Source organism: Actinomycetota bacterium (assembly GCA_030684515.1).
Taxonomy (GTDB): Bacteria; Actinomycetota; Actinomycetes; order S36-B12; family S36-B12; genus UBA11398.
Genome location: JAUXVJ010000031.1, coordinates 56,619 through 73,136 on the forward strand (window position 1 = coordinate 56,619; position 16,518 = coordinate 73,136).

General features: G+C 57.9%; 23 protein-coding genes. 18 read left to right on the forward strand and 5 right to left on the reverse strand.

Features of this window, described 5'->3' with window-relative positions; genetic code table 11:
• Window positions 1-9 precede the first annotated feature (9 nt).
• The 15 genes from Q8M73_12650 (at window position 10) to Q8M73_12720 (ending at window position 11,424) form a co-directional block, all read left to right on the forward strand.
• Complete coding sequence (locus tag Q8M73_12650; GenBank protein ID MDP2289398.1) at window positions 10-1,287, forward strand: type IV pilus twitching motility protein PilT; 1,278 nt, start codon at window positions 10-12, stop codon at window positions 1,285-1,287.
• Complete coding sequence (locus Q8M73_12655; GenBank protein ID MDP2289399.1) at window positions 1,274-2,491, forward strand: type II secretion system F family protein; 1,218 nt, start codon at window positions 1,274-1,276, stop codon at window positions 2,489-2,491. The genes Q8M73_12650 and Q8M73_12655 overlap by 14 nt, the downstream gene beginning before the upstream one ends.
• Before the next feature lie 99 nt (window positions 2,492-2,590).
• Window positions 2,591-3,037, forward strand: a complete 447-nt coding sequence (locus tag Q8M73_12660) for a prepilin-type N-terminal cleavage/methylation domain-containing protein (GenBank protein MDP2289400.1) — start codon at window positions 2,591-2,593, stop codon at window positions 3,035-3,037.
• A gap of 152 nt (window positions 3,038-3,189) precedes the next feature.
• Entirely contained in the window at window positions 3,190-3,654 is a 465-nt protein-coding gene (locus tag Q8M73_12665; protein ID MDP2289401.1) for a hypothetical protein, read from the forward strand.
• A gap of 62 nt (window positions 3,655-3,716) precedes the next feature.
• Entirely contained in the window at window positions 3,717-4,766 is a 1,050-nt protein-coding gene (locus Q8M73_12670; protein MDP2289402.1) for a hypothetical protein, read from the forward strand.
• Window positions 4,763-5,479, forward strand: a complete 717-nt coding sequence (locus Q8M73_12675; GenBank protein ID MDP2289403.1) for a hypothetical protein — start codon at window positions 4,763-4,765, stop codon at window positions 5,477-5,479. The genes Q8M73_12670 and Q8M73_12675 overlap by 4 nt, the downstream gene beginning before the upstream one ends.
• Window positions 5,480-5,509: 30 nt before the next feature.
• Window positions 5,510-6,529 (forward strand): hypothetical protein, encoded by a 1,020-nt coding sequence (locus Q8M73_12680; GenBank protein ID MDP2289404.1) that lies wholly within the window; start codon window positions 5,510-5,512, stop codon window positions 6,527-6,529.
• Window positions 6,522-7,322 carry a prepilin peptidase gene (locus Q8M73_12685; GenBank protein MDP2289405.1) on the forward strand — a complete coding sequence of 267 codons (801 nt, stop codon included), beginning with the start codon at window positions 6,522-6,524 and terminating at the stop codon, window positions 7,320-7,322. The genes Q8M73_12680 and Q8M73_12685 overlap by 8 nt, the downstream gene beginning before the upstream one ends.
• Before the next feature lie 39 nt (window positions 7,323-7,361).
• Window positions 7,362-7,787 carry a hypothetical protein gene (locus tag Q8M73_12690; protein MDP2289406.1) on the forward strand — a complete coding sequence of 142 codons (426 nt, stop codon included), beginning with the start codon at window positions 7,362-7,364 and terminating at the stop codon, window positions 7,785-7,787.
• A complete protein-coding gene (locus tag Q8M73_12695) occupies window positions 7,780-8,109 on the forward strand; it encodes a hypothetical protein (GenBank protein ID MDP2289407.1) in 330 nt (109 codons plus the stop codon). The genes Q8M73_12690 and Q8M73_12695 overlap by 8 nt, the downstream gene beginning before the upstream one ends.
• Window positions 8,106-9,635 carry an AAA family ATPase gene (locus tag Q8M73_12700; protein MDP2289408.1) on the forward strand — a complete coding sequence of 510 codons (1,530 nt, stop codon included), beginning with the start codon at window positions 8,106-8,108 and terminating at the stop codon, window positions 9,633-9,635. Before Q8M73_12695 ends, Q8M73_12700 begins: the two co-directional genes overlap by 4 nt.
• 20 nt (window positions 9,636-9,655) lie before the next feature.
• Window positions 9,656-10,036 (forward strand): hypothetical protein, encoded by a 381-nt coding sequence (locus Q8M73_12705; protein MDP2289409.1) that lies wholly within the window; start codon window positions 9,656-9,658, stop codon window positions 10,034-10,036.
• A 30-nt stretch (window positions 10,037-10,066) separates the two neighbouring features.
• A complete protein-coding gene (locus Q8M73_12710) occupies window positions 10,067-10,663 on the forward strand; it encodes a phosphohydrolase (protein MDP2289410.1) in 597 nt (198 codons plus the stop codon).
• Between the two features lie 117 nt (window positions 10,664-10,780).
• Window positions 10,781-10,972, forward strand: a complete 192-nt coding sequence (locus Q8M73_12715) for a CsbD family protein (protein MDP2289411.1) — start codon at window positions 10,781-10,783, stop codon at window positions 10,970-10,972.
• A gap of 212 nt (window positions 10,973-11,184) precedes the next feature.
• Window positions 11,185-11,424 (forward strand): hypothetical protein, encoded by a 240-nt coding sequence (locus Q8M73_12720; protein ID MDP2289412.1) that lies wholly within the window; start codon window positions 11,185-11,187, stop codon window positions 11,422-11,424.
• Window positions 11,425-11,527: 103 nt separating this feature from the next.
• On the opposite strand, the gene Q8M73_12725 is transcribed toward Q8M73_12720, so the two are convergent.
• From Q8M73_12725 to Q8M73_12735, 3 genes are all read right to left on the reverse strand, one after another.
• On the reverse strand, window positions 11,528-11,695 hold the full coding sequence (locus tag Q8M73_12725) for a hypothetical protein (GenBank protein ID MDP2289413.1): 168 nt from the start codon (window positions 11,693-11,695) through the stop codon (window positions 11,528-11,530).
• A gap of 211 nt (window positions 11,696-11,906) precedes the next feature.
• Window positions 11,907-12,050 carry a hypothetical protein gene (locus tag Q8M73_12730; GenBank protein MDP2289414.1) on the reverse strand — a complete coding sequence of 48 codons (144 nt, stop codon included), beginning with the start codon at window positions 12,048-12,050 and terminating at the stop codon, window positions 11,907-11,909.
• Between the two features lie 176 nt (window positions 12,051-12,226).
• A complete protein-coding gene (locus Q8M73_12735; protein MDP2289415.1) occupies window positions 12,227-12,487 on the reverse strand; it encodes a hypothetical protein in 261 nt (86 codons plus the stop codon).
• Between the two features lie 81 nt (window positions 12,488-12,568).
• On the opposite strand from Q8M73_12735, the gene Q8M73_12740 reads away from it, so the two are divergent.
• Window positions 12,569-12,784, forward strand: a complete 216-nt coding sequence (locus tag Q8M73_12740) for a hypothetical protein (GenBank protein MDP2289416.1) — start codon at window positions 12,569-12,571, stop codon at window positions 12,782-12,784.
• 143 nt (window positions 12,785-12,927) lie between these two features.
• Here the strand turns inward: Q8M73_12740 and Q8M73_12745 are convergent, their stop codons facing one another.
• Together Q8M73_12745 and Q8M73_12750 are read right to left on the reverse strand one after the other, a co-directional pair.
• Complete coding sequence (locus Q8M73_12745) at window positions 12,928-13,470, reverse strand: ANTAR domain-containing protein (GenBank protein MDP2289417.1); 543 nt, start codon at window positions 13,468-13,470, stop codon at window positions 12,928-12,930.
• A 251-nt stretch (window positions 13,471-13,721) separates the two neighbouring features.
• Entirely contained in the window at window positions 13,722-14,057 is a 336-nt protein-coding gene (locus Q8M73_12750) for a hypothetical protein (GenBank protein MDP2289418.1), read from the reverse strand.
• Between the two features lie 157 nt (window positions 14,058-14,214).
• Between Q8M73_12750 and Q8M73_12755 the strand changes: the two genes are divergently transcribed.
• On the forward strand, window positions 14,215-14,922 hold the full coding sequence (locus Q8M73_12755; GenBank protein ID MDP2289419.1) for a response regulator transcription factor: 708 nt from the start codon (window positions 14,215-14,217) through the stop codon (window positions 14,920-14,922).
• 4 nt (window positions 14,923-14,926) lie between these two features.
• Window positions 14,927-16,282: a HAMP domain-containing sensor histidine kinase gene (locus tag Q8M73_12760; GenBank protein MDP2289420.1), complete on the forward strand. Its 1,356-nt coding sequence runs from the start codon at window positions 14,927-14,929 to the stop codon at window positions 16,280-16,282.
• The last annotated feature ends 236 nt before the right edge of the window (window positions 16,283-16,518 follow it).

Consider the following 16,518-nt stretch of genomic DNA (forward strand, 5'->3'; position numbering starts at 1 on the left):
GGCCTAGTCATGGATGAACAGGAGTTCGTGCTGCCTTTGGCAGCTGCACCCGTCATGGTTTCCACGCTTCCAACAGCACCCTCTGGTCCACCGGACCGCGTGGCAATGATGCCGAAGTCGTGGCCCGACATCGAAGCTCCCGCGTTGCCGCCATTGGCCTCCGACGTCGGGATCCTGTCTTTGGAGCGCGATCCAGCGCAGCAGTCAACACTGGAACTGGACTCCCTTCTACTGCGATTGCTGGAAGCAGAAGGCTCCGATCTCCATCTGAGCATGAATGCTCCACCGATGGTTCGGATCAAAGGCGAACTGCAGCCCTTGCCTGGTTATCAGGCACTGACCGCTCGTGCGATCAGGGAGTCGGTCTACTCCATCCTCACCGACCGGCAGAAGCAGGTCTTTGAGGAGAACAAGGAGCTGGATCTGGCCTATGAACTGCCCGGCGCTGCCCGTTTCCGCATCAACCTGCTACAGCAGCAAGGCTCCATGGGTGCAGTGATCCGCTCGATCCCTTGGGAGATACGCAGTCTGGAGGCTCTTGCGATGCCGGCTCGCGTTGCAGAGCTCACCGAACTTCCGCGCGGGCTGGTGCTCATCACTGGGCCCACGGGTTCAGGCAAGACCACGACCTTGGCTGCCCTGATCGACCGCGTCAATCGCACTCGCAAAGGGCACATTGTGACCATCGAGGATCCCATTGAATTTGTGCATGCCCATAAGCAGTGCGTGGTCAACCAGCGCGAGGTCGGAACTGACACCTGGTCCTTCGCAAATGCCCTCAAGCATGCTCTTCGACAAGATCCCGATGTCATCTTGGTGGGAGAGATGCGCGATCTGGAAACCATTTCCATCGCGCTGACGGCAGCAGAGACTGGGCACCTGGTGTTCGCAACATTGCACACCAGTTCTGCGGCGAGCACTATCGATCGCATCATTGATGTCTTTCCCGGTGACCAGCAGGCCCAGATCCGCACCCAACTGGCGACCTCTTTGGAGGCTGTGGTGTGCCAGACCCTGTGCAAGACCAGTGACGGACAGGGTCGAGTGGCAGCGACTGAGGTGATGATCGCGACTCCAGCGATACGCAACCTCATTCGTGAAGGCAAGCTCCAGTCCATTCCATCAGCACTCCAGACCGGATCGCGACACGGGATGCACACCTTGAATCAGCATCTGGCCGAACTGGTCATAGGGGGCCAAGTTCAGTTCGAACACGCTCTGGAGAAGTGCTCTGACGCAGCAGAGCTCCGCCAATTGCTCGGACGGGACACAGATGACTCAGACTGAGTACTTCGTTCGCGCTCGTTCGCGCAATGGCAGTCTTGTCGAGCAGAAGATCAAGGGCTCGAGCGAGGCTGACGCTCTCACCAGGATTCGTCAGCTTGGACTTACACCGATCTCGGTTGAGGCTCAAGTTTCGAGCTGGAACCGCGAGATTCATCTGCGCAAACCCAGAGTCAAGGCCAAGGACCTGGCGATCATGACTCGGCAGTTCGCCACCATGCTTGGGGCAGGACTGCCGATCCTGCGCTGTCTGGTCATCTTGGCCGAACAGACACAGAGTGTGCGCTTAAAGGACCTTCTCCTTCAGGTGCGTGACGATGTTGAGCGTGGTACGTCATTGTCTGAGTCATTAGCGCGCTACCCGGAGTTTCCGCCTCTCATGGTGAACATGATTCGTGCGGGTGAGCTTGGCGGTTTCCTTGACGAGACCATGCTGCAGATTGCTGAGTCGATCGAAGCAGATGTACGGCTGCGCGGAAAGATCAAGGCGGCGTTGACGTATCCGGTGGCCGTCGGTGTGATCGCGGTCGTGGTGACCACGGCAATGCTGGTCTTCGTCGTTCCAGTCTTCTCGGAGATGTTTGCCTCGCTCGGGGGACAGCTGCCAGCCCCAACGCAAGTCTTGGTCAACATCTCGAACTTCGTGAAGAACCCGATGTTCATGCTTCCAAGCATTGCCGTGGTACTCATCCTCATCGGCTGGTATCGACGCAGTAAGAATGATCCGCGATTGCGTGCGGTAATAGATCCTCTGAAATTCCGCCTTCCCGTCTTCGGTCAACTGTTCCACAAGATCGCACTGTCTCGCTTCTGCAGAAACTTCTCTGCACTGCTGCGTGCTGGAGTGCCGATCCTGTCCGCACTGGACATCGTGGGCGGCACCGCAGGCAATGTGGTGATCGTCAACGCGGTGCGTGACGTAAAGGCAAGTGTGAGTCAGGGTTCAGGGATGTCGCGTCCACTGCAGGATCACCCGGTGTTCCCCGACATGGTGGTCCAGATGATTGCGGTAGGTGAGGACACCGGAGCCCTGGATCAGATGCTGGCAAAGATCGCCGACTTCTACGACGAGGAAGTCGAAGCCACCACCGAGCAGTTGATGGCACTCATCGAGCCCATCATGATCATGCTGCTCGGTGCGCTGGTCGGAGGAATGATCGTGGCGATGTACCTGCCGATCTTCAACATCTTTGAGTTGGTCAAGTAGTCCGGTGTGCTTGGCGTCAATTGGTCCGAAACAGATGTTGTCAGTCCATTGGGGACCGACACCCCTCAGAAGAGGGATTGTTCGATCAGGAGTAATGCCATGATCACTCGCCTTTCACGGATGCGGGACGAACGCGATTCGGGTTTCACCCTGATCGAACTTCTCGTCGTCGTCATCATCATCGGAATCCTTGCTGCAATTGCTATCCCGGTCTTCTTGAACCAGCGCAACTCGGCTCGTACGGCGTCGGTTGAATCCGATGTGCGCAACGTCGCAACGCTCATGGAGACGGCCTACACGCAGAACGGGGTGTACCCGGCTGCGGGAACCGATCTCATCGTCACCAACAACGCGAAGATCTCTGATGGCAACGTCCTGGTGGCCACAATCACTGGCGGCGGAGCTGCATTCACCATCACGGCCTGCAACGACGAGGCAGCGGCCGACAGCTTGACGTACTACGACTCAGCCGGTGGTGGACTCATCACTCCGCCTGCCCTGGTCGCCTGTCCGGCCACGGGCGGACCCGCAGCTGACGTGGTGTAACTGCACTCTTCTGCACCATGCGAAGTGGACTGGAGGCTCTGTGCTTCCAGTTCACTTCGCGTTTCGCCAGTGTTTCGAAGTAGCCCACAGAGTTCATCAGATTGATACGGCTGCACCTTGCGCCTGACTGAACCTCCTGCTTTACTTACAGCATGACCAGTCAAATGACCGGACAATCGGACTTGACCGATACTGTCCTTCCCCCCATGGATCTGCAGTTCGCCGGGATGGACAAGGAAGTCGAACTCGCAGTCCGTTTCGCCCCAAGTTTTCAGGCAGCAGGTCGAGCCGCCGCCTCTCTGGCGCACATGATCGCCCTGAACCCCGGCATACCTGTGCGTCTGGCTGGCATCGAGGTCTCACGCAGCCGGGTGCACTTGACGATTGCCGTGACTCTGGGATTCCTTGACGAGATCAAGGTTGCCGGACCACTTGCCTGCAGCAGTGTGGCGTTCATGCGCGCCCTTGTGAAGTCGATGTCAGCCTTTGATCCAGCCTTCGTGCAGGTGCCAGATCCCGCCTCTCGCGAGGCAATGCAGGCTCGAGCGACACCGATTATCGAAGGATCCTCGGCCCATCGCGCCGCTCGCGGTGAACAAGCTCTGCGATCGGCATAGGAATGGCAAGAGTCGAGCAAGACGAGGTTATTGTCACTGCGCAGCACAGGCTTGGACGCAAGGTGCCTGACCTTTGTGTTCGGGAGATGCATGAGCAGCAGATTCTGGATATGGCTCCGGCGATGACATGCGATCGCATCCACTGGGATGCAGTAGACGGATGCGATATGCCCGCACTCATGGAACATCTGGGCCCTGGAGTGTTCACCCGGCAGTGGAGCGATGGCCAGTTTCGCGTATGGGTTCCGCAGGGCGCCGGCTATGACTTTCGAGATCAAATACGAGTGTGGGCCGCTGCGAACGGAGTGGAGCTAGTCAATGCTCGTGTCGAGCCCAAAGTTCCATTTCGCGATCTTGACTCCGTTCCGGATGGACTCATACCGGAGCTGATTGGCGCGTGTACAGACTGGCTCTTTTCTCGTTCCTATCTCGTCCGTCGCAAGTTGGTCACTGAGCTGGAGTTGGTAGAGGACGACGATGTCCGTTCGTTGATGTACCTGTTCGTACATGATCACGCCGACCGATTCGACTCAGATCGCACCGGACGCAATGGAACGCTCAACTTCACGGCCTTCATGTTTGGCAAATTGCGAACCTGGCCGCAGGACGCTGCAAGGACTGCCTACGGCAGGACGATTGTCAGCGACCGCATTGCACTTCATCGAGCGCAAGAGCATTCACTTGCGGCGCATGGCCGTTCGGCCAACGAAACTGACAAGGCGGCAGCTCTGGGCGTGACTGTCATGGAGTTGCGCAGACGAGAAGAGGCAATTGCCACACTTGCCGGCTTGCGCAATCACGAAGAGCTCATTGGCTGGGAAGTCGACCGCGATCTCGGTGTGGATGTCGATGGCGGGCACTCTGGCAGTGACGGTGTGGACTCCTATGACCGGGCTGCTGAAATAACGAAGGCGATTTTGGAAGCCGTGTCCGACGACAGCCCCAACGCGCGTCGAACTCACGATCCGCTGGCACTTGCCGCTACATATCTCACATTCTGGGAGGGGCAGAGTCGGGTCCAGGTCGCCAAGGAGCTTGAGATCCTCCCTAAGACAGCTTCTGCAGCACTCGCGCGCGTGCTGGAGCGTCTGCATGCTTCCGGATTGGAATGAACCCGCGAGGACTGCCTGAGATTCCGTGGATATTCACGGATGCCTCGGGCTTGTTGATGTGGAGTTGGGTCACTGCGCATTTCGCAGCGCGAATACAAGGCCGCGAGACTGAGGATCCCCTCAATCCGACTCTCCGAAATGTGGTGTCATATCGCTGGGAGCTGCTGGATCTGATGCGCACGCATCAAGGTGTGCCGCGACAGTTGGTCGAGGGTACGAGCGGATCCTTTGCTCATGCCGAACAGTTCGTGCGTGAGCATGTCGGCAAGTGCTATGACCTACGTCTTGGATATATGCCGTTTGCAGGGGCACTCGCGCTCACATTCACGCTGGCCACAGGTGAAATGGTTGATGTGACCGCCTTGCTCGGAACGCGCTGCGCAGTGACGGTGCTGGGGTCCGATGGTACGACCCGAACGGTTGCAGGTGACTTCGCTGTCGATCACTACCGCTGGCGGATCGACACCCCCAGTGAACGACTCCAGATCGTCCCCGAGCATGTCACTCGGATCACGAATCGCTCTGAGATTGCCGAGATGGCCTTCAAGGTCGTGCAGCATGACGCCTACACCGGCGTGGGTCGGATGTATCGCGAAGAGCCTGGACCTGGTTGCTCTGGGCGCCCAGGATTCACGATCGGCACAGTGGATCATGCGGGAGCAGCCCGATGCCCTGTCCATGAGTCAGGTCTTGCACAGGATTCCCTGCGCTGAGCAGTCCGATACTCCAGACAGGAGGTCAACATGCTCAAGCTGCTCAACCGAAAGTTCGCGCGCACGCCCAAGAATTACCCGCCTGATATTGACGATCACGTGCTCATGCGCGCCCTTGAGGAGATTGCAGCCAAAGGCGCAACTGGTCGCCTGACAGTTCGAGGCGCAGCCGGCAGCAGAGCGCACATCTATGCCTTCGACGGCGAGCTCTACGCAGTTGAACTGGAGGGCTATCAGCCCCCAGTTGATCTGCGCCTGCATTCTGGCGGTCACCTTGATCGTGCACAGCTGGCGGAACTCGTCCTGGCTGAGCCCGGCTCACCGGCGCAGAGGGCTAGAACAGCTGCCACGCGCGGTTGGCTTTCAATTGAGGATCTAGGGCTGGTCCACCATGAGTTTGTTCTCGCGGCCTTTGGCGCGTTGTTGTTGACTCAGGTGACCTCGACCAGTTTCACGGAGGGAGCCGCTACGGGGGAGGTGTGTGCGGTTCCCGTGCCCATCGACGTCCTTCGGGAAGCTGCTCAGTTTCGTCAGACTCGGATGGCCGAGGACTGGTCGCACGTCACCGACTTGCAGCCCGCGGAGGAGCGCATCCTGCAACCGACGACTGGTCAATTGCCCGATGACTGCCAGTTGCCAGAGTTCGTCGCGCTCTTTGGGGAACTCGATGGTCAGAAGTCATTGGCACAGGCGGCCTACCGCTGCGGCTACACCCTCGCTGAGGCGGTCCATCTGGTCAGCGCTTTGAAGATGCGAAGCCTGCTGACAGCTGGCGGGTCAACAGCGGAGTCGGAGGCCCTGCTGGTTCCCGAGGCTTTCCCGTATTTCGCCGGTGTGATCGCGGTCGATTCAGCGGAGGACCAGCCGGAGAATTCCGAATTGTCTGACCGCAATGTCGAAGAAGTCCTCACGCAGGATGAGGGACGCACGCATGACGTTGATACAGCTGTCGTTGAGGCACTGCGTGAGGAGCTCGCACGTGCGCTGGCGCACGTGGAAGTCATTCGCGCACAGTTGGAGCGTGTTGATGTCGTGCTGACTGATGCCTGAAGAACTGCTGATCGTCATTGCGGCTGGCGTGCTTGGATTGCTCATCGGATCCTTCCTCAATGTGGTGATCGCTCGTGTACCCGAAGGCAGATCGATTGTGCGTCCGGCTTCTGCCTGTCCGCGCTGTCGAGCCACATTGGCCTGGTACGACAACATTCCCCTCCTGTCCTGGTTCGTCCTTCGGGGGTGCTGTCGCAATTGTGCGACTCCCATCTCGGCCCGCTATCCCTTGGTCGAGGCAATCAGCGCTGTGCTCTGGCTGGTGTTGACGTGGTGGGCTCTGGGCGTTCCGGAACGCATGTCGCTTCTTCCATTGCTGCTCGTACTTGCCAGTGCCGGGCTCGCTCTGGCGGTCATCGATCTGGACCATCATCGACTTCCTGACGTGATCGTGCTCCCGCTATATCCGGTCACGTTGCTAGGTCTGCTCCTGAGTCAGCTGATCGATGGGCACAGTCATTGGCTCCAAGCCCTGATCGGTGCGGCGATCTGGGGATTGACGATCGGTGGACTGTGGTTGATCACTGCGGGTCGCGGGATGGGACTTGGCGATGCAAAGCTTGCACCTGTATTGGGCGCAACCGTCGCATGGCTGGGGATCGCTGAGTCCGCGATAGGTTTGCTGGCTGCATTCGTATCGGGCGCATTCGTTGGACTTGGGTTCATCATCCTGGGCCAACGAGGGCGCGGGGCCCGTATTGCCTTCGGTCCGTTTCTGCTCTGTGGCGCCCTGATCGCCGTGCTCTTTGGCGAACGGCTCTGGGAGAGCTACTCCAAGGCAATGGGACTGTGACGCATGCTTGGGGCCGATACCTTATTCGAGGGGGCGTGAATGCTTGGCTGGGTTGAGGACGATGCCGATGGGCGTTCTGTTCTCATGCGGTCAGGGCTGGGACGCATCGCGTCCCTGCTGCCAGTGGGTTCAGGCGATGAGCACGAAGAGCATCTCTTTCACACCGTGGTGATCGAAGTCGAACCGACTCCTGGTCGTCCGCGCTCCGTGCGTCTGAGCACCAAAGCGCGCGTCATAGAAGGCGCTGCCCTCCATAGGGAGGCGCAAGCCGGCTTGGCCGATCAGGAGAAGCGTGCTTGGTTGATCGCCTGGCATCGGCATAGCTGGGTCCCGGTAGAGGTTCCGATCACTTCTTTGGATCTTCAGTCCGATACACAGGCATGGCTGGTCTCTTTGGAGCAGGTGAGGACGGACGTGGAGGACGCGTCCAACTTCCAGGGCGCGGGAGGGCAGGGCTATGAGTGAGCGACCAGATGTTGTCGTCTCGATGTTCAGCAGAGTTGATCAGGCCGTGATGCGAATTCGACTTGAAGAATCTCCACTGGAGGATGCTGAAGTTGGCTTCCTGAGCGATCGTGATGCGACGGGCCAGCCTGAGGTCTCGGATTCGCTCTTGGCGGGGATCCGGATCTTTGCAGGTGTCGATGACACTCATGACAAGGATCAAACCGCGCTGGAGGCACAGGGCGCTGATGCTGACAGCCCGCAGGAATTCGTCGCAGATGAGGGGACTCGGGAGAACTTCATTTTGTTCGGTCCTGCTGGCAAAACTGCGAGTTCGGCATGAACGCGGGTCGTCTTGTGAGTGTGATTGTCGTTGCGGAGCCGAACGTTCATGCCCTGCTCGTCGCAGCTGGTGCCCAATGGCATATCGAGCCGCGGCAGGAGAGCGTGTCCCAGATGTGGTCTGGTCTGTCCTCGGGTCAACTGAATGCGCAGTCCCGCATTCTGGTGTTCTCTGATTCACTCGCCGAAGGCAGCGCACACGCTCCAGCAGAGACGCGTGACACCGCGCTCGCCATTGTCACCATGGCGCAAGCCGGTGCCAGGGTGTTTGTCGCGAGTTCTGGGGCGGCAGCTAGGGCCGCATTGCTGGCCCGCATTGATGCGGAGGCCTCAGCCCGCGGGGTTGAACCGGGCAGTCTTGCGGTGGGCATACTCGATCTTGAACTTGGAGCGCGCGCGGTGCTTGAGGAAATCGCCGATCGCACGCGGGATCTTGTGCAATTCCCTGAGAGCCTGCCATCTGAGATCGATGTGATGCTCGGACAGTCAAGCGCACCCGCGCCTGCTGCCGCTGAATTCATCCGACTTCGCATGCCTGAACTTCCGCCGATCGGTGGCGCCCCTGCCCCGTTTGCTACGGTCGACCTGGTCGACGAACTGCCTCCTTCTGCATCGCGCGAGCTCCTGGATCGACCGCGCCTAGAAGGTCAGATGACCATCACCGTGACGTCGAGCAAGGGTGGCTCGGGCAAGTCAACGGCGTCGATCATGCTGGCTGCTTCGATCGCTCGAGCCTCAATGCGCGCAGGCAGGCCATTGTCAGTGTGCATCGTGGATCTGGACACGCGCGATGGCCAAGTGGCATCACTCATCGGTCGCTTCATGCCGACGGCACTGAATATCCGAGTGCAGCCGGTCTGGGATGAGGCGAGCATTCGGCGCAATCTTGTGCGGGCCGAGGCCTTGGGCATCGACTGCCTGCTTGCCCCCATTCGCCCTCGCACAGCGGATACCGTCGGCCCGGACTTCTACCGTGCAATCGTGCGCAGCCTGCAACGCATGTATGACGTCATCGTCATGGACACCAGCGTCCAGTACTTGGAGCCCTTGATTGCAAAGGTGGCACTTGTCGAGGCTGACGAGATCCTCTTCGTCACCAACCTCGCATCGACAGCGGTACAAGGAATGGCGCGCGCCTTGCGCGAGATCACCGCACCCATCGATGAATCCGGTTTGGGAATCCCACGCGAGAAGTTGGGGATCATCGTCAATCAATCAGCAGCCAATGTCGGCATGGAGCAGGAGCAGGTGCTGGCCGCCGGATTGGGCATGCCAGTTGTCGGGGTGATTCCACTGGCGACTCGTGATGTGCTCACCGCCACGAATCTCAATCGCATGCACGAGTTGCTTGACCATCCCTTGGTCGGTCCCGGTTACCACGAACTTGCGGTCTCGTGTCTGCCCAATGCGCTGTTCGCGCCATGGGAGGGCCCCGAGGTTCCGTCGGCGTTGGACGAAACCGGACAGCCGGTTTACGAGAAGTTCGATCCCGAGACTGAGCGACGCCAGATGTCGTACAAGCGCTGATCGATGAAAGCTGGTGTGCCATGTCCGAACTTGCTGATGTTGCCTTTGCGGTATTCGCCTTGCAGCAACCCGTGTCCTTGGATGCCATGGCCGAGCAAGCACGCGAGCATCGGCTGATCATGGCCAGTGCGAATACACCCGGTTGGTTTGCTGCTGCTGCCTCCTCCAGCAGCCTGCCTGAGATCGCACCTGAGCTTCATGAGGCGCAGTCGGCCATAGACGCTGAAAGCCGTGAGGTGATGGATCTCGTGTGGCTCTATGCGCCGGAGTTGAGAGATGTCGAACCGGCCAGCTCGGACGCCGTTGCTCCTGCGACGCCGCTCACCCCGGAGATCCATGAATCCTCGGCTTCGTCGGTGCAGATCGGTCTGTTGCGCCAGCTCTCGGACTTCGACAGCTGAATTCGCCCGCGCCACAAGTACGCTGGGAGAGTGCAGGAGTCAGTTGAACTTGAGCCGGATGTAACGGTCAGCGGCCACATGCAGTTCCACCGCATGGATGACATGACGCCGGCAGACTTCGAAGTCTTGCGTGAGGTTCATCAGCAGAATCTTCAAAAGCTGCCCGATTTGCTTTTGAGCATGCTTGATCTGCTGGGTGGCGACGAGGCATATCCCGTTGATCGCAAGGTGCACAGCCTGCAAGCAGCAACTCGTGCGATGCGCGACGGTCGCGACGAGGAGTACGTCGTTGTCGCACTGCTGCATGACATCTCAGAGACTTTGGGGCCCCTGAACCATGGTGATGTCATCGCCGCGATTCTCAAGCCCTTCATCAGTGTGTCCAATCATTGGATGCTCGAACACCATCCGTTGTTCCAGACCTACTTCTATGGCACGAGTGTTGGTGTTGATCCCAATGGGCGCGATAAATATCGCGACAGTCTGTATTTCGACCAGACGGCAGAGTTCTGTGCGTTATACGACGAAGTTTCCTTTGATCCGGACTACGCCAATGAGCCGATCGAAGTATTTGTCCCGATGGTGCATCGAGTGCTGAACAAGACCTGGTCGCCACCGACCAGCTAGATCCGGCGCTGCTCCTTTGACAGGGAGGTGCGACAGAGGTGCGACTCGAGCGGGGTCGATTTGAGGCGCATGCGCCAAGATACTGAAGAGTCACATTTACAAGAGAAGGCGTGCATCATGGCAATCAACCCGGATGAAGCAAAGGGTCGCGTAAAGAAGGCCGTTGGAGACCTCACTGACAATGAAGATTTGAAGAATGAAGGTCGTGCGGATCAAGCCTCGGGCAAAGCCAAAGAAGCACTGAAGAGCGTGGAAGAAACTGCTGAAGAAGTAGTGGACAAGGTGCGCGACGCCGTCAAGCGCGATTGAATCTGCTGAGCTCAGGGGATTCGGGCAGCTTGCTCTGTCGTAATGTCAATTGAGATGACGGCAGGGATTCCGGTCGTGAAATCAACTGCCGTGTCGCAGTTGCCTCGCAGGGGAATCGCGGCTTGTGTCAGGCATTTCTTTCGATAGGTGTGGTTGTTACTTTCGACGAATCTCCTGAAATTCGCAGGGAGTCCTGTTGAAAGGAAATTCTCATGGGAATTGGAATCAGCCTGTTAATCATTGCTATCGGAGCGGTCATGAAGTTTGCCGTGACAGCCGATGCAAGCGGATTCAACATCGGCGTCGCCGGCGTTGTACTCATGATCGTAGGTGGGGTTGGTCTGGTCCTGTCGATCATCTTCTGGTCCACCTGGGGTGGTATTCATCGCGGAGACGCCGTCGCGGTCGCCCAGCCAGTTGCACCTGTGCAAACCCGCGACCCTCGCGTCTGATAGCGCTCTGCTTCAGGACTCACCTCGTCGTGGGTCCTGAAGCAGTTTGCGGGCGTGCGACAACTCGCCATTCGTGAACATGATCGCCAATGACTAGGGAAAGCTAGGCATTGGTGGCGCTTCTCATCAAGTCAACAACGCTGGTCTGATTGATCGACTCAGGTACATTCTGATGTGATTCCTCGATGTGCTGGTATGCATCATCAAGCAATGAATCTGCGCTTGCGGCTTCAAGCTGTGCCCCACATGTGCACGTCACCACGATGGACATACATCCTCCTTTGGCTAACACAATTTTCGTACTAGAGGCCGCTGCGCGCAATGGAAGATCCGTCGCGGATCAGTCTCAAGCAGCAGCCAGAATTTCGATATGCGCTGCTTCATCCGCATACGCGAGGGTGGATATTTATCAGCGCGAGGTCCGACCAGTGGTCAGCAACTGCTGAAAGTCCTGCGGGCAGGAATCCTTGCCTCTTGGTGAGTTACTGACTTTTCTTGGAATCAACAATCGGCTGATCTGTCGGCGTGCTGGGCTGAGCGCCACCAATATCAGGCATGTCCTCAGATGGCTCCTGGAGTTCCTTCTCGCGAGGGAGATCCTCGTGGTCCTTCGGTGCATCAGGCATGTCTGAATCCCTTCCACGGTTTCAAGAATGTGCGCTTGGGATGACTGCGTATCTGCACAATGGCCCTGATCGCTATTGCGACACCGATAGCCAACATTAAGGCGCTGAATATCAGGGGAGGATCTGCAGCCAAGGCCTTGGCTACCAAATGCTCGGAATCCATTGGATTAACGGCGTCAGATTGGCTCATCATTTGGCTCACTTCTTTCGATAACGGCCCCAACCGAGCGGGCGACCTTGGGTTCGACCTTGCTGGTCGCAGCAGTCCTCGACGCGTCTCCATCTGAAGCAGACCCGCGTTCCTCTGACTTCATCACGCTTTGCAGTTCGGCGCTGAAGGCATTGATCTGTGGGGCATTCAGATGTATGGCGAGCATCTCCACGAACTCGTGCTCACGTTGGAGTTCCAGACGAACCAGACTTGACAGTGTTTCCATTCTGAGTTTCAGCTGCAGGCGCTGGGGGGGTGGGGATTGAATCTCCCGGCCTATCGCAGCAATTGCGTCACGCAGTTGTTCATGACCTTCGACTTCTGTGAAACCAGAGACGCTTTGAACCAGGCCGCGATAGCGCGCGAAATGCCTCATGTATTTGGTGATGCGAGCATTCACGGCCCGAAGCGCTGCCGGTTCCGCGATGAGTGGGAGATCGACCGTGAATCGCAATTCGTCAATTTCGCGCTGCCATGCTTCGAGGGGGTCCAGATCAGTGTTGATGTCATCACCATCCTCTGAGTAGCGTCTGGCCGGTGCTGGACAGGCTTTTCGGTGTCAATCCATGTTGTCGCATCTGTCCCACAATGTGGGTCTGGCAATGACCGCAAGTTCGTCGCAATAGCGATCTTTTGCACGAATCGTGAACCTGCACGGATTCGGCGTCAGCCAGATTCGGTCAAGGCTCCCGTATAGATCACATCGTCAGCTATCGCCCGCAACTTGCGATTGGATCGCTGACTTACGGCCTTCAATCGCGAGAATGCTTCCTCGGATGTGACCTTCTGGGTGGCCATCAGGATTCCCAGTGCGATGCCGATTGAACGGTTCGTGGCCAAAGCCAGCTCAAGGTGAGCAGCGCGTTCGGAGGCTCGCACCAAGGCGAACTCGCTCCTGGCCCGCGCTGCGAGCAAACTTTCCGTCCTTGCGCGAAGCACGTCGCTCTTCAATGGGAATGCGAGGTAGTCGTCAGCTCCCAGAGTCAATGCCGTACGTATGCCCTCGTCCACCGGGATCGTTCCGATCATCAGGATTGGCATGCATACAGAAGCATCAACTCTACGAACGAGGTTCACGACTGACTTGTCCTCAGATGATCCCGGTCCAATAGCCACAAGGTCGAACAAGGTCTGCGTATCGGCGATGGAGTCAATGCTCGGATATGTCTGGAGCGGCACACCGAGCCTTGCGAATGAGGAGGCCAACATCCTTCGAGACTGTGGATTTGCGTCAATCAGCAGCACAGGCCGTGTCATGAGGGCTGTGACTGATCATTTGCAATGCCCAGGATGGGGTTGATGTGCAATGCCGGTACCGCGCCTGGCTGGACCAGTTGCTGGTGCATGTGTGACTCCTCGCCTTTGCTCTAGCCAGAGGATGGCGCATCGATGGCCTCACGCGGCACGCGCGCACGTCGCAGTACCGTCGCAATGATTCTCATGAGTTGCGCCTATTGCTGCTATTGGGGTGGCGCAGAATGAGGCACTTCAAGCAGCATTGAATCGACCGCGGCAGAAAGACGGAGCATCGTTCCAGGATGGATATGAATCGTCTGGCCTGGGCTCATGTCAGTTCGCCGCAATGAATCCGCGTCGTCGCCTATCTCAAGCAGTACAGCGCCAGACATGAGTGACACAACTTCCTCAGCAGCTGTGTGCATTTGGAGTGCTAGTCGTTGCCCGGCCCGCAGGTGCAGCACCTTGCCGACGAATTGTCCCTCGACGTTCGCGAAGATCTCTTCCTTGCCCCACGGCTGTTGGATAGTCCTCACCTCACCAAGTTCGGTGTCATCCATGCAGGAGTCAGCGCCTCTCTGATCAATCCTTCGGAATGCGCAAGTGTCAATTGTTGCTCGGAATTCCGCGCAAAACGAAGCAGAAGATCGCAAGTGTGTCCCAAGGCCGTCGCACGCAACTCCTATTTGCGCGTTGTGAAGTCATAGAGTGGCAGCCATGAGCGATTCGGTATTGAATGTTCGCATGTTGCGATCAGTGCTCGTTGTTGAAGATGATGACGCGATTCGCCTGGTTCTCCGGATGAATTTGGAGGAGGGCGGCTTTAATGTGATTGAAGCTGCGGATGCCGAGAGCGCGTTGGTGATTCTTGAGAAGCAACCGCCAGACGTGATGATTGTGGACATGCGCTTGCCGGGAATGCACGGCTTGGACCTGGTGCGAAAGGTGCGCTCCGACAGCCAAATGCCAATCATCATTGTGACGGCGAACACCGACAGTCACGACGTCGTTGTTGGGCTTGAAGCGGGGGCCGACGACTATGTGACGAAGCCTTTCGTGGCTAAAGAGCTCATGGCCCGAGTGCGAACTCAATTCAGGAAGACCCTGCCGCTTGAGGTCGTTCCGGATGTTCTCACCTGCGGCCCCATTGAATTGCGACCCGATACAGCAGAGGTTCTGAAGGACGGTGAACACGTCGCAGTCTCGCGCATTGAATTCTTCGTTCTCTCCGAGCTCATCAGCGCGCACGGCAAAGTGCTGAGTCGCGACTATCTTCTGCGCAAGGTGTGGGGTTATGGCAATGCTGGCGACGGGCGAATCGTTGACAACCTGATCTATCGCCTTCGTAGCAAGATTGAGAAGGATCAGGCGAATCCTGAAATCTTGTTGACTGTGCGCGGTTTTGGATACCGCATGGCTGTCTAACAGCATGCGTCGATCCCCTCGGCTTCGCACACGCGTTGCTATCTCATTCGCTATTTTGGCCTTGGGAATCTCCACGGTGCTCTGCATTGCCTCGTACCAATTCGCTCGCAACTACCTCATGCTTGCCAGAGAGAGCGTGGCGCAGACCCGCGCGTTGCTTGATGCGCAAGCAGTGAGCTATTCCATCAACAGCAAGGGAAGTTCAGCGGAGCAGGCGATTGCAGAACTTCCGCTCGTAGGCAGCAGGGTTTCGCAGCAGATGTACTCCGTTGATGCCAAGACCTGGGTCGGCTCGCAAAGTCCAGTGCCGGCTTCAGCCCTGCCGCCCGCGCTCCTGCTTGCCGCATCAGATGGGGGCGGAGCCAAGCAGCGATTCGGATATCAAGGACAGCCCTACCTGGCGGTTGCAACTGACCTGTCGGGTGCGACCTACGTCGAGGTCTTCTCGTTCTATGAACTTGATTCAGGCCTGAAGCGCGGTGCTTGGCTCATCCTGGCGATCATCATCGTGTCCACAGTTCTGGGCGCACTGCTGGGTCTGTATTTCGTCAACTATCTCTTGAGGCCCGTTCGGCAATTGGCCGACGGCGCCCACAAGCTTGCCGCCGGAGAATTGGGTGCACGCGTGCAACTCACTGGCGATCCGGACCTGGATCCGCTTGCAGTCACGTTCAACAGTGTTGCTGACGCCTTGGAGTCGCGGCTCGCGCGCGAGCAGCGATTCAGTGCCAACGTCAGTCATGAGTTGAGATCACCTGTCACTTCAGTGCTGGGTACTGCGGAGCTCTTGGAGACTCGCAGTGCCGAACTGCCAGCGCGCGAAGCTGGACTGGTGACGGTGCTGGCTCAGCAAGTGCGCCGCCTGTCACAAGTACTGCTCGATCTGCTTGAAATCAGTCGGATCAATCCGGAGACTCCACCTCAGTGGGAGAGCGTGAACATACGACAACTATGCGTAGACAGCGCTATTCAGCGTGGCTTTGACGAAGCCTTGGTTCAAGGAGATGACGCCACAATCCGCACGGATGCTCGTCGGGTGGAGCGAGTTGTCGGAAATCTGATGGAGAACGCGCGGACTCATGGCGGCGGAGTCGTCCGAGTACAGGTCCTCGCCCAGTTCGACTCTGCTCAGGTGTTGGTTGACGACGCCGGGCCAGGGGTGCCTGAAGAACTGAGAGAACGAGTGTTTGAACCATTTCACCGTGGAGTTGGCAACTCCAGCAGGGAAGGTGCAGGCCTTGGTTTGGCAATTGCGCGCGATCAGGCCATCAACATTGGTGGGGACATCGTTATCACCAGTTCGCCTGAAGGCGGTGCGCGCTTTATTGCGCAATTCCCGACTCACGAAGTTTCGATATGACGAGAGGGCCACGCCTGATTGGTGCTGTTCTGACCGGTCTCCTCCTGTCATCGGCGCTAGCCAGCTGTGGAGTGCCTGTGGACGATCAGCCGCAGCAAATCGACGTACCGTCGCTGGATTCGCTCGGGTCATTGGAATCCCTGTCCAGCGGTCAATTCTGAATCCTTGTGAGGCAGTCAAAAGAAGGTGGCATCGACAACTGGATTGCAGTTGTCGACACCACCTTCAAGGTGCAG